The organism is Pedobacter caeni (genome assembly GCF_900129215.1).
GTDB lineage: Bacteria > Bacteroidota > Bacteroidia > Sphingobacteriales > Sphingobacteriaceae > Pedobacter > Pedobacter caeni.
The window spans coordinates 641366-657714 of the sequence record NZ_FQUQ01000002.1 but is presented as its reverse complement, the minus strand read 5'-3'; the positions used below and the strand labels follow the sequence as shown (position 1 = coordinate 657714).

Genomic DNA, 16349 nt, shown 5'->3' with positions numbered 1-16349 from the left:
TAAATCCCCTAAAAGACCGGGATTGAAGATTTCAATCCCGGTCTGTATTTTCTGACCACTTAGGGCCACATTCTGCTTCTGATGGCAATCATGAGTAATGATGCCAGGCCAAAAGCAGCCCCTACCCAGGGGATATAGGTTAAGCTATAGGAGGAGAGTACAAAACCACTCACAAGTGTGCCGATGGTTACGCCCAGATTACCAAAAGAGGTAGCCAGACTGTTCGCAAATTCCAGTGCATTCGGGGCAGCCGAAATCATATAGGCGGATGCATTTAAAAAACAAGGCGCATACAGGAAGCCCCAAACGCCGATCACCATCATTGTAGTGATGGTATTCCCACCCGAAAATTGCAGTGCAAAGGGAATCAGTAATGTCCCTGACAAGAATACAGTAGTAGTCAGAACCAGATTTTTACCCAACATCCTGCCGGCTATCCAGTTGGAAATCACCCCTGTTAAACCAAATAAAAGCATCATATAGCTGATCATCAAAGGATTCATCTGTTTCACCTTGCCAAGGTAATCAGCAAAGTAACTGTAAGTGGAGAACCATGCCGCAATCATAAAAAAATTCATAGCAGTACTGACCATAAATTTTGATGATTTCAGAATTTTCAACTGGCTTCCAAATGATTTTTTCTCTTTTACAGGCATCGATGGCATCACTTTGAATATAGCCAGCAAAGCAACAAGACTCACCAATGCCTGAACAACAAATGAGGTCTTCCAGCTAAACAAACCTGCCATATAAGTTGCCAACGGCACGGTAGTTACCATGGCTATTGCAATTCCCCCAAGCACAATACCCATTAACTGGTTCGCTTTGCTTTCGTCAGCACCAGCTACTGCAGCGGCAATCGCAGTGGAAATATAAACAGGCTGCAGAAATGCAGGTATCAGTCTGACCAGAACAAGTAACCAGAAGGGAGGCGATAAACTGGATACGATTCCTGTAACCGCAAAGAGCGCAATCGCAACGAGCATAATCTTTCTACGGTTTATTCCCGAAGCCAGCAAGGTCATAAACGGTCCGGTTAATGCGATGATCAATGCAAAAGCACTCAAAAGAATTCCCGCCTGATCAATCCTGATCTGGTAATGCCTGGCGATTTCCGGCAGGATGCCGATGATTCCAAATTCTGTAGTAATGACTCCAATCATCCCCAGACAACCAATGATGGCTATTTTCTTCATTGTTTTCCGATTTCAGCACTCAGCTGCTGTTTCACAAATTCTGCAACCTCGAGTATCGCTGCTTTTCCCTCATCTATGATACCCCCCATCTGGAAAAATCCATGAATCATCCCCTTATACAGGGATTCTTTAACAGGTACTCCTGCCAACCGTAACTTTTGAACATATTGCATAGCCTCATCACGAAGTGGATCATATTCAGCAAGTATCATTAGTGTAGGCGGTAAGGAAGAAAAATCCTTACTTAACAGCGGTGCTGCTTTTGGGTTTTTCCGGTCTTCAGCATGAGGAGCATACAGGTCCCAGGCAATTTTCCCTCCTTCAAGTGTAAGGACAGGCCCTTCCGAAAATTCCAGCCAGGAAGCCGTTTCAAGAGAAGAATCAGTGACCGGGTAAATCAGTACCTGGCAAAAAATGGATGGTCCTTTTTCGGTTAACGAATGTTGCGCAACTGCGGCTGCCAATGCCCCTCCGGCACTATCTCCTGCAAGGACAATATGATGGGCATCGATTCCAAGATCACCGGCATTCGCTGCGATCCAGTTCAATGCAAAATAGCAGTCGTTAAATCCATTTGGAAAAGCATATTCAGGAGCCAGCCTGTAGGCTACGGATATGACTATGGCACCAGACAGGTTAGCCAATGAACGTAAAGGCCGGTCATGAATATCCAGGTCCCCCCACATGAACCATCCACCATGGAAATAAACGATTACCGGAAGTGATGGGCTATCGGATGGCCTGTAAATGCGGATCTTTATCTCGTGTCCGGCAGAAGAGATCAGTCGTTCTTCAATCTGATGGATATCTTCTGCCGGACCTGCCATCGGAATAAATGCTTTGTAAAATTCTCTTCCCGCAAGCATTTCATCCTGATGTCCGCTCACATCGATATTACGGATAAATTCCAGTGCATTTTCTACTTGTGGCAAAAGCAATAATTCATTTTTCATATTCTTTATTTTACATGCAAATCTGCCCGCTTTAAGCTTATAAAGAAAATAATATGATTTATCATTGCTCATAAATATATTTATAACTTAGCTTCATGTTAAATCTGGAATGGTACAGAACTTTTAAGGCGGTATATCAGACAAATTCTTTTACTGCAGCCTCCAAAATATTGTTTATTTCACAGCCCAATGTGAGTCAGCACCTCTCTGCCCTGGAAGCCCATGTCGGGAAACAACTTTTCGAAAGAAAGCCGAGATTGGTCCCTACAGATTATGGCAAATTGTTTTACACGCAGATTGTGGAACCCATAGAACGGCTTGAAGACATAGAGACCGAGTTCAGGGCGATGTGCAGAAATAAAATCCTCCCAACCATAAGATTGGGAGCGGTGAAGGAGTTCTTCCACACCCTTTGTGCTCCTCATATCCAAAGTGTTCCCGCAAATTTTATCTTATCTTTTGGTTCTACAAAAGAGCTCATCCAGAAGCTTTCAAAAGGAGATCTGGAATTTGTAATTGCGACTCAAAAGATTGTAGAAAACAACATCAGCTATCAACCTATCCTAAATGAATCATTTACGGTTCTGGCAAACACCGGGATGGATACTTCGGAATTGGATGAACTACTTCATCAGGAGGACTGGCCAAAAGTTGAGGACTGGCTGCTTCAGCAAACCTGGTTCGCCTACAGCGCCAATCTTGCCATCATCCGGAGGTTCTGGTTAAACAATTTCAAAAAAAGACCGGCTATAAAACCGAGGTTCATTATCCCCGATATGAATACCATCCTGCACAGCATCAGTAAAAGTTCCGGGCTCACCATCTCCGCAGCTTACCTGGCCGAAGAGCTGCTTCAGAAAGGGGAATTAAAAGAAATCTGGACCGGCATCAACCCTACACTAAATACCCTTTATCTGGCATATGATCAGCGTAAGGTAACGACGGAACAGATTTCATTTATTGAGCAACTGCTGGCTCCGCAATCCCCCAGTTTTCATTAGGCCGTTCTCCCATTTCCAATTTAAGCTCCCCTCCTTTTAGCAATTCAGCAGCAGGGAACCAGAAAGAATTCAGCGGTTTGCCATTCAGTGTGGCAGACTGTACATATTTGTTGGACCGGGATGCATTAACCGCTTCAATGGTAAAGCTTTTCCCTCTACCGTACAACTCATTTAAATGGATGGTCACCTTCGGGAAAATCGGACTTCCAATCTCATAGATAGGATTTACACTTGCACCACCGTCTGTTTGAAAAAGACCAATGGCGTTCATGATAAACCAGGCACTCATCTGTCCCTGATCTTCATCCCCCAGATAGGCATTAGCAGATCCGTAACCATAAAAACGATCCAGAATAGAACGACTCCACTTTTGGGTTAACCATGGCTTTTGAGCCCAGTTGAATAAGAACGCAAAGTGCATAGATTGCTGGTTACCCTGAATCACGGGATAATCCCAGTATTGATCTCCTGGTGCATTAAACCTCAGTTTATTGCTTTCCCCGAATCCCCATGACAAGCGGTCTGTAAACCGCGTTTTCCCGATTTTATTGATCAGTCCGGGAATATCCTGAGGAACAAAATAGGTTAACTGCCATGCATTCCCTTCCACATAATGTTCATTTGCTCCCGATTTAAAGGGGTCAAAATCGGGGAACCAGCTACCGTCAGATTTCTTCAGACGTGCAAATCCTGTGGTTTCATCGATCACATTTTTCCAATAGCCGGAGCGGTCCTGAAATTCCTTGTATTCTTTTGCTTTACCCAATGATTTTGCGAACTGTCCAACCGTCCAGTCGTCATAGGCATATTCAAGTGTATTGGAAAAACGGCCCTTGTCGTAAGGCACATATTTATACTTCAGGTAATGCTCCAGATCTTCGTTGCCTGCAAAGCCGGCAGCCCCTACCTTCTGAGCAGGAGTAGTCTGCATCTTATGCACTGCCTCAAAAGCCTTTTGCACATCATAATCACGGATTCCCATTTGATAAGCACCTACAATTAAAGGAATTTCATGTTCGGCTACCATCACCGGAACATAGTTCATTCCGGCAGGTCCTTTAGAAAGCCAGCCATCAGCATCATACATCGCCAATTGCGACTTTACCCATTTGGAAGACCATTCCGGTGTTGCCAGATTCCAGAACTGATTTAAGTTCCAGAACGTATTCCAGAAGGCATCACAACCCAGGGCCACTGCTTCCGGATCTTTAAATTTCCGGATTTTCTTTGAAGCATCCACCCAGCTTCCATCCACGTCACTCCAGGTATTTCGGCTTGCCAAAGCCCTGAACATATTGCTATAGAAACGCATTTTTTCCCTCCGGTCATTGCTGCTGATTTCCAGGCGGCCAAACCAGTTGTTCCAGGTTCCTTTCTGGGCGGCTACAACTTTTGTAAAACTCCATCCAAAAGGATTGCTGATTTCTTCCTTTAAATTCATCGCCGCATTTTCTACACTAACCAAAGAGATGCCCGTTCTTGCCTGTACAACCTGGTTTTCCCTCGTATCAAATTCAACGAAAGCACCCGCATCTTTTAAATCCTTCTCCCCGATGATGTCCTTTTCTACAACACGTCCATTTGTCCAGGTCCCAAACTTTTTAACCGGACGGTCAAATTCCATCACAAAATGAATGGTATAATCCTGATCTACTCCTCCAGACCAGGCATCTTTTGTAAATTGCTTACTCGATCCTTCTATACGGTAGTCGCTCACTTTTTTAAGCGTAACCTCTTTCAGGTTATAGTTATATTCAGCAGGGATCATTAAATCGATCATCACCCTTGAATTTGCGGTTTTAGGGTAAGTATAACGCTGGAAACTGGCCCTTGTGGTGGCAGTAAGCTCAGCTTTAATATGGTAATCTTCCAGCATTACTTTATAAGCCCCCAGAGAGGTTTCTTCTGTACGCTTATCAATCCTGGAACGATATCCGCCACTGGTATTGTTCTGATCACCCATTTTGATCTGCAAGGGTCCGCTGGTAGGCATCATGCCCAAACCTGCCATCGTCCATTCATGAATATGGCTGAATGTGCCAATGCTTTCGAAAATAGGATCATAACCAGCCGACCAACCCGAATTCTGGTTATCCGGACTTAATTTCACCATTCCAAAAGGCATCCATGGTCCCGGTGCAATCATCCATCTGGAATGTGCCGATCCCAGGTTCGTATCCACATAATCTGCAGGCCCTGAGGCTTTCCATGGCGCACGTTTTACCGTTCCTTTCCTCACAGCATGTCCGTTTACAAAGATTTCATAGCTGCTCGTTATGGCTTTGGTAACTGCTGGCATAGGAACTTCAAACTCGTACCTTGAGGTATCCAGTTGCTCAGAAAAAATCAGTTTCTGGTCAAGTTTTACCCTAACCTCAGGTTTTCCCTTTAAATGTGAGACATCAAGCAGCAAGGGTTGAAAATCCTTTCCATCTTTCTTTATCGTATAGTTTGCAGCCTTTACCTGACGAATATAAATTTCGCCTGGTTTCAGAACTTTAAGGCTTTTATCCCCTTCCAATCTTACCTGATCAAAGATGAGCCAGGAACCGGACAATGAAGCCAGCTGGAATTCGTTTCCTCCGGTCCTCAGGTTCTCTACAGGAATGGTTAATTTATATGGTTTGGCAGCTGCGAAGTTTCCTTTCAATGCCCCATCTTTATGAGGCCTTGCCGGCAACTGGATGGTTTTGGGTATTCCATTCAGCACTACCTTAACCAGCGGAGGTAAACTGCCATTATAATCCAACAGATCTATCACCAGGGCACCTTTGTTCTTTCCGGACACTTTGTCCAGATCAAACAGAATATTTAAAACCTGCGACCGGATACCTGAGGTATTGCCCGTGCCACCCCATTCATCCACAGGTCCTGGCATGGCGTAAGGCCAATCCTTCCCGGCATCCGAATAGCCGATCAGGAAAAAGCGGTCTTCCCATCCAAAATCCGCTGCTAAAAAATGGGCGTAATCTGAGGGTGCCAACGCCATACCGGCACTGGTATGATCGGCCTTTCCTATTTCCCACACAATTTTTTGCTGCGCACAAACCAAGCTTGTGATCCAACAACAGACAAATGCCAGTATCGCTCTTTTCTTTACCATGATTTACAGCGCTCTATATTGTATTAATTCTTTTTACTTTCGGCTTCAGCCCAGTTTTTCAACAAGGTAATTGCATCGTATAATACTCCTGCTTCACCTCTGAAATTACCAGATCCCTTAGGTTCACCGTTTTGTACATCATACCATTCAAAAAAGCCCTTTTTGGCAAGTGTACGGTCTACCATTGGCAGCAATTCTTCATAAGCTTCTTTGGCCATCCCGAAATTTAATAAAGCACCCATCATTCGTCCGCCAAACCAGGTCCAGTCTCCGGCGTTTTGATATAGATAGGCCTTCATATTAGGAAACTCCTCCACAGGATAAGGCGGATAAACCGTCATTCCAATTGTGGCATATTTTTCCTTTCCGGCTGCAGCTACGATTTGTTTATTGATCTCGGCAACCTCAGCGCTGGTATTAAAATCAGCCAGGATGGCGCAGATCGAACCGCCACTATATAAAATTTTATCTTCATCAAAGTTTTTTGAGAATGGACTTCCGTTTAAATAGATGTGGGGTCTGTATTTTTGAGCATCCTTCATCCATAAATGTTTACGGACATTCTTTTTCACCTGATCAGCTATGTTTTTCCAATTCTCAACGGTCTTATAACCTTTAGGCGCTATCGCTAAAAAATCATGGATAGCCATTACAAACATGGCATTATCATAAATATCAATCGCCATTTTGGTCTTGTCATTGATCGAAACACCCCAACCTGTTTCCGGTTGTACATCACCCCAGTCTACAGTAGTTGCACCGGTAACCAATCCATATTTTTCCGACCAACGCTCTTTCCTGATATAGCTGAAAGCATCTTCTATCCTTTGCAAAACGGTTCTTCCACCGATCACTTCTGTCAGTATGCTCTGATCTCCCGTCACCTCAACATATTGTTTTACTGCCTGCACCAACGACGATTCCTGATCGGTTTCCACAGTGTTTTTATGAGCAGCCCAACCAGGTAGCAAATCCGAACGACGATAATCATATCCCCCTTGTGCTTTCGCTGCCTCTACCACACCATCTACAATATTGCCGTCATTGCCCTGTATTTTAAAAAACATCAGTAATTTGCTTTTGACCTCTTCTTTAGTCTGAACTTTCAAAGAGCCCTTAATAAAAGTATTAAAGTCTCTGATCCATATTTCACTATAAGATGTTCCGGCCGAAAAACCGTCTAATAATTTTAACGCTTTCTTCTGAATGGTGTCCAAACGGGCATCTGCAAGGATAGTCTTAGCCAGTGCTTTCCGATCTTGTTTTTGTGCCTGGGCAGAAAAAGAAAGACAACACACCGCCATAAAGGCATAAATAGTAGTTGATTTCATGTATCAATTTGTTTGTTAAAAATAAAAAAATTTAAATGGGCCTCCCTCAAAGAGGCCCTGTTTAGTATCAGTATCCCGGATTCTGAACCAGCTTTGGATTCCTTTGCAATTCATCTGTAGCTATTGGAAGCAGCAGGTTCTTTTGCTGGATAATGGCTCCATGATTATTTGCGTGACCAATTACCGGTTCAAACAAAATATTTCCTGTTCCATTATTTGCCGGAACCGGGAATAACCTCGTCCGCTGAATGTCGAACCATATCCGTCCTTCAAACACCAGCTCTCTGAACCGTTCTTTCCATACTTCTTTAATAAAATCCTCTTTGGATAATTGGGAAAGTTGCAACTTAATTGTTGAAATGTCTGTTTTCCAATAAGCCCGGCCCCTCACTCTTGATAAGTAATCAACCGCCTCTGTCGTTACTCCTTCAGAAAGTGCAATAGATTCCGCAGCAATTAACAGGGGATCTGAATAAGTGTAAATAGGCTGATCTTTGCCTGAAGTTGCCGTGCCAAACACCGCTTCCTGATCCAGCCACAGGTAAGGTGCAGTTGCGAAATTTATAGTTGTACCATTACTTCTGGTAAGGGAAGAGTGGAAGAATTGCTTTTCCTGTATCCTTAAATCCTCCGTTTTTTGATAACCTGCTAAAAACTTATCCGAAGGAGCGAAAGTATTGGCCGTAATCGCATATTTAGTTTCTGAGGTAACGGTTGCAGGCAGTGACCATGAAGCATAGGTAGAAGTAGCAATCCCTACAGCATATTCAAAGTAATAAATATACTCGCTTGCAGAATTATCAGATAAGCGCAGCTTATTGTATGCTGAATTTGCAGGAACCACATTGCCATCCGCATCAAGACCATGTGCAGTCAGGTTATATTTATTTGAATTAATGACCACCCTCGCAGCACTTGCAGCCTTAGCTGACCTATCCATATTTAAAGGGAAGCCACTCATGGTAAGGTACACATCAGCCAGTAAGGTAGCAACAGCGCCTTTAGTGATCCGGCCACCGTTATTGATCATCGCAAGGTCGGCAAGCCCGCCTTCATTCAGTGCATATTCAAGATCGGTAGTAATCAACTCGTAGACCTTATCTACCGGACTTCTTTCGACCTCCATATTGCTGATGTCTTCATAAGGTTCCGTAATTAACGGAAGTCCCCCATACAGACGTACCAGTTGAAAATAAGCGTATGCCCTGAAAAACTTTGCTTCCGCTAACAGCTGTTTTGATCGCTGATCTGAAAGTCCCGGGGTTTTAGGAATATACTTGATTGCATTATTGGCCCTGGCTATTCCATTATACATGCTACTCCACATGGCCTGCAAATAGGAAGAAAGGTTGGTTCCGTTCAACGTCATATTCTGAGCATATTGAACGTGAATCTCCTGCCCTTTAAATTCGTTGTCAATATATCCCGACATATAAGGGCCAAACATCATTCTTGAGCCGGAGTATGATCCTAAATTTGATTCATACAATTGCGGCGCACCAGTCCTGTATAAGGCGTTTACAGCATTTTCCGCATGCTGAGGCTTTGTAAAATACTGACCGTTGGAAATCTCGTCCTTCGGAACTTCATCCAGGAATTTTTTACATGATGTGCCAAGTATCATGACTAGTAATAAACATATGATCGTAGGTTTCATAATCATTTTTTTGAGTTCAGTTGATATCTATTGTTCTCTTTGCTAAACACGTTCTTTGCTAAATGTTCTCTTTAGTAAACGTGCAATTGCCAAACTTAAAACTGGAAGCTTGCGCCCAATGTAAAAGTCCGGGGTTTTGGATACTGGTGGAAGTAAATATTCTGTCCCCACTGGTTATCGCCGTAAGAAGTTGCTTCCGGATCATAGCCTTTAAATGACTTTGATTTTATTAAGAAGGCATTTTGAACACTTACATAAAAACGCATACTTTTTAAATTGTACTTCATCAATTGTTTTTGTGTCAGGTTATAGCCAAGTGTGATCGCACTTGCCCTCAGGTATGACCCATTGGCCACCCAATGGTCGTCTACTTCACTGCTCTGACCAGAATAAGGACCATTACGGATTTGCTGAATCATTCCGCTTTGGTTTTGTGGCGTCCAGCTGTCATATAATGTGGAGCTGAATCCATTTGAATATCCCGTACGGTCCTGAGTAGAATGGAAAAACTGTTGTAATATATCCACACCATGAACAAACTGCATTTCGATATTCAGATCCAGGCTCTTATAACGAAAGTTATTGATGAAACTTCCGCTCCAGTCTGGCAGTCCTTTACCAATAACCCCACGTTGGGTACTCCTTTTAGCACTGCCTGGCACTGCCCCTACAAGAGCAGCTTCGGCCGCCTCGTCTGTTCCCCAGATTCCGAGTCTTTTATAACCATAAAAAGAGCTCAAGCTTTCGCCAACGCGCAAAATGGTCTGACTACCGGATACAAAACCAGGTCCCGGGAAGATATCCTCATTATTAGCACCTAATGCTTCTATCCTGTTTTTATTGTAACTAAAGTTCAAGGTAGATTCCCATCTGAAATCCTGACTTACGATCGGACTGCCACTCAATAAAATCTCTACCCCTCTGTTTGAAACCGAACCAATGTTATCCCTTACCACAGCAAAACCTGTAGAGGAAGGTATCGGACGGTCCAACAGCAGATCTGTAGTTAATTTATGGTAATAATCCATTCCTAGTTTTAACCTGCTTTTGAATAAAGACAAGTCAAATCCTGCATCAAACTGTTTCGTTTTCTCCCATTCCAGATTTGGATTTGGCAACCGGTTTACAAAGCTTGTAGATACCCGGGTACCATTCAGCAAAGTGGTTTCTGAAGAGATCGTGCCCAGAGATTGATAAGTTGGTATTTCTGTATTTCCCGTTACCCCATAACTGGCGCGAAATTTCAGCTCATCAATTGCCTGTACCTGATTTAGAAAATTCTCTTTAGATACTACCCAACCCAGTCCAAAGGATGGGAACATTCCGTATTTATTGTTTTTTCCAAAACGGGAAGATCCATCCGCACGTCCTGTAAGGGTGAGCAGGTATCGGTCTTTATAGCTATAGCTCCCCCTCAAGAAGTAAGAGTTCATCGCCCAGCGGTCAAAGGAAGAAGTTGGAGCTCCCGGCTGACTTGCAGATTGTATGCCGTTAAACCTGAAAAAATCATCTGAGAATCCCTGAGCAGAAACAAAGCCGTTTTCTGCAGTTCTTTCCTGCCAGCTTAATCCCAGAACAGCATTGATACGATGGTCTCCAAATTCCTTATTATAATTCAAATAAGTCTCTTCCTGCCAGTAAAAGGAATGCTGATTTTCAATAGATGCATATCCCAGAGGGGCAGAAATATTGGTTAAATCAGTAGGATTGTAATCCTGGAACAGGTTATCGCGTTTATCAAATCCGAATTGCGTCCGTAAGTCCAGTCCAGGGAGCAGATGAAAAGTAAGGTAAGTATTGCCAAATAGCTGGTTTCTTTTTCTAAGCCTGTCTTGTGTGCTGAGTACATGCACCGGATTCGCAATGGATTCAAGAGAATAAGGATCTGAAATCATACTGCTATTTGACCAACCGCCATCAGGAAATTTCACCGGAAATATTGGCGGCATTTCCAGCATCGACCGTCTTGGCGACTGCCCTCCGCCATCTTCCTGAATTTCATTACCTTTGGTACTGTTCACTAACAAATTAAAACCAAGGGAAAGCCATTTCTTTGGTTTAGCATCGTATGCGATCTTGGAATTGATGCGGTTAAGCCAGCTGTTGAGCATGATCCCTTCTGTTCTGCCATAATTCATAAATGCGCCGAACGAAGATTTCTCTGATTTCCCCAGTACGCTCAACTGATGATTATGTGAAAATGCGGTGCGCGTGGATTCTTCCTGCCAGTCTGTATCATATAAAGGCTTACCATTTGCGTCAAACAATCTCGGATCTTTTTTACTGAATACTGGTGCAGTTCCTGTTGGGTTATACTTGCTATAATTTTCGAAGCCTTTTTGAATGACCTGTAAAAATTCATCTGAATTCAGCATATCCAGTTTCTTAGGCAATACCCCCAGGCTGACATAACCATCATAACCCACCGTTACACCTTCAGTGGACGCCCCTCTTCTTGTGCTGACTAAAACCACCCCATTTGCACCACGGGCACCATAAATTGCGGTCGAAGAGGCATCTTTCAGCACTTCCATGCGTTCAATATCATTTGGATTCAGAAACTGAATATCTTCCATCGCCACCCCGTCTACAACGTACAAAGGATTTGAAGATGAATTGATCGTTCCCAGTCCTCTGATTAATACCTTTGGACTACCTGTAGGGGATCCGGAATTTAAAAACACATTGACCCCCGCTACCTTTCCTTTTAAACCCTGCAAAGCATTGGTTGCAGGAGCGGTAAGGAGATCTTTGCCGGAAACTACGCCTACAGAACCCGTTACATCAGATTTGCGTTGTGTTCCATAGCCGGTAACGACCACTTCCTCCAGTGCTTTACTATCCGCACTCATAAACACATTCAATTCCTGATTTCCGGTAACTTTAACTTCCTGATTTTGCATACCGATATAGCTGAAAATCAGCACAGATGATGCAGAAGGCACCTCGATCTGAAAAGTTCCATTTCCATTGGTCACGGTCCTTTTACTGCCCCCTTTTAACGTCACTCCTACCCCAGGCAGGCTTACAGACCGGTTTGCGGCATCATAAACGACGCCTTTTACCAGAATTCCGGAAGAGGATTGTGCATAACTTGCTGTGTATCCCCCCAGGTATATCAGCAAGGACATTAGAAAAACAAACATTCTTTTCATTTCATACAGATTTAGTGATTTGATATTTGGTTAGTTGGTTGTTATTCGGTTTGTAAAATTGCATAGCAGTTCCATCCCGCCTTTTCTGCTTGAGAAATTGCGGCCAATGATCAGGCTGTTTTTTTTTATTTGGGCTGGTTGCTGAGCACCAGATTAAGTATCCCCCCTTTATTCAGTTCATTAAACTTAATGGTCAGGCCCTTCAAAGGCTGCCCATTCAAAGTTCCACGCTGTACATACTGATGATCCGGCTGCTGTTGATCAGCTTCAATTAAGAAATCGTTTTTTCTGATCTCTTTTGGAAGCTTAATCCTGACCGTTTTAAACAATGGAGCTCCAATCAGGAAAGAAGGTTCAGGTGCTGTCAGCCCTTTTACATCAAACAATCCCATTGCAGATAAGACATACCATGCCCCTAACTGTCCCTGATCTTCATCCTGCCCGTATCCATAACCATGGATACCATCAGTTCCATAAAATTCATTACAAATTGCCCTCACCCATTTCTGGCTCAGATCTGGCCTTCCGGCATAATGGAATAACCAGGAAACATGCAGGTTTGGCTGGTTACCATGATTATATAAGCCTTCGATCCCTGCAAAGGCATCGATATGTTTTCCTCCTCCAAATAAGTTTTTCTGTGAAACAGTAAAAATGCTGTCCAGCCGGTTGCTGAAGATCTCTTTGCCCACCAGACTCACCAATTGCTCGGGAACATGGGGAACATAAAAGGTATACTGCCAGGCATTTCCCTCCTGAAATCCTCTCCAGGATTCTAAAGGGTTAAACTTGTCCAGGAATTTACCCTGGTTATCCTTCGGTCTGATAAATTTTGTAGCCGGATCATAAAGCAATTTCCAGCCTTCAGAGAGTTTACTCAACTGCTGATCATCTGCGGTCTTACCGAGTGCCTTCGCAAATTGTGCTGCTGCATAGGCAGAAAAAGAATATTCTAAAGTATGAGAGGCACCAAAAGGGGAACCCTCTGTATTTAATTCGGGATTGCCGCTCAGGTCTTTCACATATGGAGAATAGCCGTTTTTTACAAAAACACCGACATCCAGTTTTCCAGCTCCCGGAATCCGGTCTTTCCCTTCCAGTTCATTTTTCCTTACTGCGGCATAGGCCGAAGCAACATCATAGTCCCTGATTCCCACATTATATGCCGCCGCAATGGCCAGTCCTGTAAAATTCGTTCCCACACCAGATACGTATTTGCTATTTGCAATGCCATCACCAAGCCAGCCAGCGTCTTTATAAACCAATAACTGACTTTGCACCCAATCATTGTAGTATTCCGGGTAGGCAATCGCCCATAGCTGAGTCAGGTTCCAGAAGGCACCCCAAATTGCATCCGTATTGTAATGATTGTGCATTGGGCTGCCATTTTTCAAAAGCGCTATTTGTCCGGTTGTCCCATCGTTTTTAGGGTACGCACCATTCACATCATTCGCCAATCCTCTACCTAAAAGTGCATGGAATAGTCCGGTATAAAACTTAATACGGTCCTGCTCCAGGCCACCCTCTACCGCAATCCTGCCTAATGAATTGTTCCAGTTTTGAATCGCTGCAGCTTTCGCCTTTGCAAAAGTCAGGGTTGATGCTTCTTTCATCAGGTTGAGTTTTGCATTCTCTACAGAAGTATAAGAAAGACCGGTTTTAATTCCAATCTGCTCCCCTTTCTTTGTCTTAAAACGCAGGTATATGCCAGCACCCTTTCCTTGTATGCTTTTAAGTCCATGATGGGCTATACTGTCTTTGAAAGTGCCATAGGAAACAGGGCTTTTATCCAGCTCCGCATAAAAATACATCGTCACATTTGCTGCCTCCTGGTATTTCTGAACGTATACCGGCTTTGTCACCACATAACCCCAGACGTGGCGGTCATCATAGGTTACTTTCGCATCCAATACCGGCCCACTCTCTCCCATCTTATGGCCAATGTCAAAAATCACATTGGCAGAATCTGTTTCAGGAAAAGTGTATTGATGAAAACCGACCCGCTGTGTAGCAGTCAGTTCTGCTTTAATTTTGTAATCTTTTAGCCATACCCGATAATATCCGGCAGTAGCATATTCGTCTGCCTTATCAAAAGAAGATCTGTATCCCGAATTTCGCTCCCCTTCTTTACCTGGAAAGGTTTTCAGCTGGCCCACAGTTGGTGCAAACACCACCCCGCCAATCTGAAATTCATGAAAATTTGCAAAGCCCTCAATTGAACGGTGACGGTCATCGTACCCTACAGCTTCCCATCCCCCTGCATTTCCATTACTCCCATTCGTACTCGGCGCCAGTTTGGCCATCCCAAAGGGAACAGCTGCCGGCGTATAAAAGAAGTATCGGCTATGTGCTGAACCAATATTAGGCCTCACATACTGAACAGGCCCCTTCTCTCTTTGCGCATAGAGCAGCACAGTGTGAATAGTAATTAATAACAGGAGAATAATTCTTTTGGTCATGATATACCAAATGTACATACATACTTATTAAAACTGAACAAATATTTTAAAAAATATTGTTTAGCAACTCTTTATAATAGATAAAATCATTAACAATAACACTAAAAAGCCTCATTATGTACTTGTAAATATAAAATTTACTATACTTGTATGTACACACATAAAAACCAAACCTTATGAACAAGCTTATTATTTACATTTCATTCTGCTCATTGCTCATGATCGGATGCGATACTGAAAAAAAAACTCAGGATCAGGAATTAGCTGATCTGATCCTTGCAGATTCCTCACTCAACATGGTCGACAGTCTGGCAAAGAGTGTGGTTAAAGAGGGTTTCAATGCCGGAAGCGGCTACTCTCAGATCTGGGCACGTGATTTCAATACAATGATTGAAACTTCCCTGGATCTGTACCCGAAAGCAGAGATTCGGGGAGCGATCCTTCTCTTTTTTGCCCTTCAGCAAAAAAACGATGAGATGGTAGATGGTTATGTGCTGAAAAAAGACTTCACCTGGAATGATGATACTCCATATTACTCAGAGGCTGCTCCCGGTCATGTAGGATTTAAAAATACCGTTGAAACCGATCAGGAAACTTCGCTCATTCAACTGGTGGGGAAATACATTCAAAAAACAGGGGATGTTACCCTGTTAAAAGAGAAAGTAGCCGGCATTACTGTGCTCAGCAGAATAGAAAAAATGATTGCCTACTTATTACGCGAACGTTACAACAAAAAATACGGTTTACTATGGGGAGCCATGACTGCAGATTGGGGCGATGTACAGCCAAATGATGATTTTGGTTGTGATTGGAACAAACTGTCAGATGAAGCGATCGACGTTTACGACAATGCCATGTTCATGATTGCTCTGCAATATTTAATAAAAGTTGTACCCGATGAGCAGAAAACAGCGCAATGGACGAAACTTGAGAAAAACATTCATGATCAGGTAAGAAAACACCTTTGGGACACAAAAAAGCAAAAATTTATCCCACATATTTATCCCGGGAAATCTCCGGTCCCGGCTGGCTTTGATGAAAACAGCATTCATTATCATGGCGGCACGGCAGTGGCAATAGAAGCAGGATTACTTTCCAAAGAAGAGATTGCAATCGTCAACAGGCAAATGGTAGAGAACGTAAAACTCTCCGGAATGCCAAGTATTGGCCTGACCTTATACCCTACCTATCCTAAAGGTTTTTTCAGAGGAGGCATGGCCAATCCTTATGTTTATCAAAATGGAGGAGACTGGACCTGGTTTGGCGGAAGAATGATACAACAACTCATTGCACATGGTTTTGTAAAAGAAGCATACGAAGAAGTCCGGCCCATGATCAACCGTGTGGTTAAAAACAAAGGATTCTATGAGTGGTATGGCAAAGGGGATGTACCAGACGGATCAGGTAAATTTAAAGGATCAGCCGGGGTATTGAGCAAAGCAATAAAGCAGTTCCGGGACTGGGCAGTCGTCCATAAAAAATGACCGGCTCTTT

At 43.3% G+C, this 16349-nt stretch carries 9 protein-coding genes; 2 read left to right on the top strand and 7 right to left on the bottom strand.

Annotated elements, in window-relative coordinates:
• Positions 1–59: 59 nt before the first annotated feature.
• Together BUC20_RS10185 and BUC20_RS10180 are read right to left on the bottom strand one after the other, a co-directional pair.
• Complete coding sequence (locus BUC20_RS10185; protein WP_073230544.1) at positions 60–1196, bottom strand: MFS transporter; 1137 nt, start codon at positions 1194–1196, stop codon at positions 60–62.
• On the bottom strand, positions 1193–2149 hold the full coding sequence (locus tag BUC20_RS10180) for an alpha/beta hydrolase (protein WP_073231765.1): 957 nt from the start codon (positions 2147–2149) through the stop codon (positions 1193–1195). The genes BUC20_RS10185 and BUC20_RS10180 overlap by 4 nt, the downstream gene beginning before the upstream one ends.
• Positions 2150–2244: 95 nt before the next feature.
• On the opposite strand from BUC20_RS10180, the gene BUC20_RS10175 reads away from it, so the two are divergent.
• Positions 2245–3150, top strand: a complete 906-nt coding sequence (locus tag BUC20_RS10175) for a LysR family transcriptional regulator (protein ID WP_073230542.1) — start codon at positions 2245–2247, stop codon at positions 3148–3150.
• Here BUC20_RS10175 and BUC20_RS10170 read toward each other — a convergent pair.
• From BUC20_RS10170 to BUC20_RS10150, 5 genes are all read right to left on the bottom strand, one after another.
• Positions 3107–6253: a GH92 family glycosyl hydrolase gene (locus tag BUC20_RS10170; protein WP_073230541.1), complete on the bottom strand. Its 3147-nt coding sequence runs from the start codon at positions 6251–6253 to the stop codon at positions 3107–3109. The two genes, BUC20_RS10175 and BUC20_RS10170, sit on opposite strands and share 44 nt — an antisense overlap.
• Before the next feature lie 23 nt (positions 6254–6276).
• The gene (locus BUC20_RS10165) at positions 6277–7584 is read right to left on the bottom strand and encodes a glucosidase family protein (protein ID WP_200800920.1); all 1308 of its coding nucleotides are present in this window, start codon (positions 7582–7584) and stop codon (positions 6277–6279) included.
• Between the two features lie 67 nt (positions 7585–7651).
• Positions 7652–9241 (bottom strand): RagB/SusD family nutrient uptake outer membrane protein, encoded by a 1590-nt coding sequence (locus tag BUC20_RS10160; protein ID WP_073231763.1) that lies wholly within the window; start codon positions 9239–9241, stop codon positions 7652–7654.
• 95 nt (positions 9242–9336) lie between these two features.
• Positions 9337–12396, bottom strand: coding sequence for a SusC/RagA family TonB-linked outer membrane protein (locus tag BUC20_RS10155; protein ID WP_073230539.1), 3060 nt, complete (start codon positions 12394–12396; stop codon positions 9337–9339).
• A 125-nt stretch (positions 12397–12521) separates the two neighbouring features.
• Complete coding sequence (locus tag BUC20_RS10150) at positions 12522–14855, bottom strand: GH92 family glycosyl hydrolase (RefSeq protein ID WP_073231762.1); 2334 nt, start codon at positions 14853–14855, stop codon at positions 12522–12524.
• A gap of 176 nt (positions 14856–15031) precedes the next feature.
• Here BUC20_RS10150 and BUC20_RS10145 point away from each other — a divergent pair, with 176 nt between their 5' ends.
• Entirely contained in the window at positions 15032–16339 is a 1308-nt protein-coding gene (locus tag BUC20_RS10145; RefSeq protein ID WP_073230537.1) for a glucosidase family protein, read from the top strand.
• The last annotated feature ends 10 nt before the right edge of the window (positions 16340–16349 follow it).

Bases quoted from the DNA above. Each gene is read 5' to 3' on its own strand.
- BUC20_RS10165 (WP_200800920.1), bottom strand. From the start codon at position 7,584: ATGAAATCAACTACTATTTATGCCTTTATGGCGGTGTGTTGTCTTTCT.
- BUC20_RS10185 (WP_073230544.1), bottom strand. From the start codon at position 1,196: ATGAAGAAAATAGCCATCATTGGTTGTCTGGGGATGATTGGAGTCATT.
- BUC20_RS10160 (WP_073231763.1), bottom strand. From the start codon at position 9,241: ATGAAACCTACGATCATATGTTTATTACTAGTCATGATACTTGGCACA.
- BUC20_RS10180 (WP_073231765.1), bottom strand. From the start codon at position 2,149: ATGAAAAATGAATTATTGCTTTTGCCACAAGTAGAAAATGCACTGGAA.
- BUC20_RS10145 (WP_073230537.1), top strand. From the start codon at position 15,032: ATGAACAAGCTTATTATTTACATTTCATTCTGCTCATTGCTCATGATC.
- BUC20_RS10170 (WP_073230541.1), bottom strand. From the start codon at position 6,253: ATGGTAAAGAAAAGAGCGATACTGGCATTTGTCTGTTGTTGGATCACA.
- BUC20_RS10175 (WP_073230542.1), top strand. From the start codon at position 2,245: ATGTTAAATCTGGAATGGTACAGAACTTTTAAGGCGGTATATCAGACA.
- BUC20_RS10150 (WP_073231762.1), bottom strand. From the start codon at position 14,855: ATGACCAAAAGAATTATTCTCCTGTTATTAATTACTATTCACACTGTG.
- BUC20_RS10155 (WP_073230539.1), bottom strand. From the start codon at position 12,396: ATGAAAAGAATGTTTGTTTTTCTAATGTCCTTGCTGATATACCTGGGG.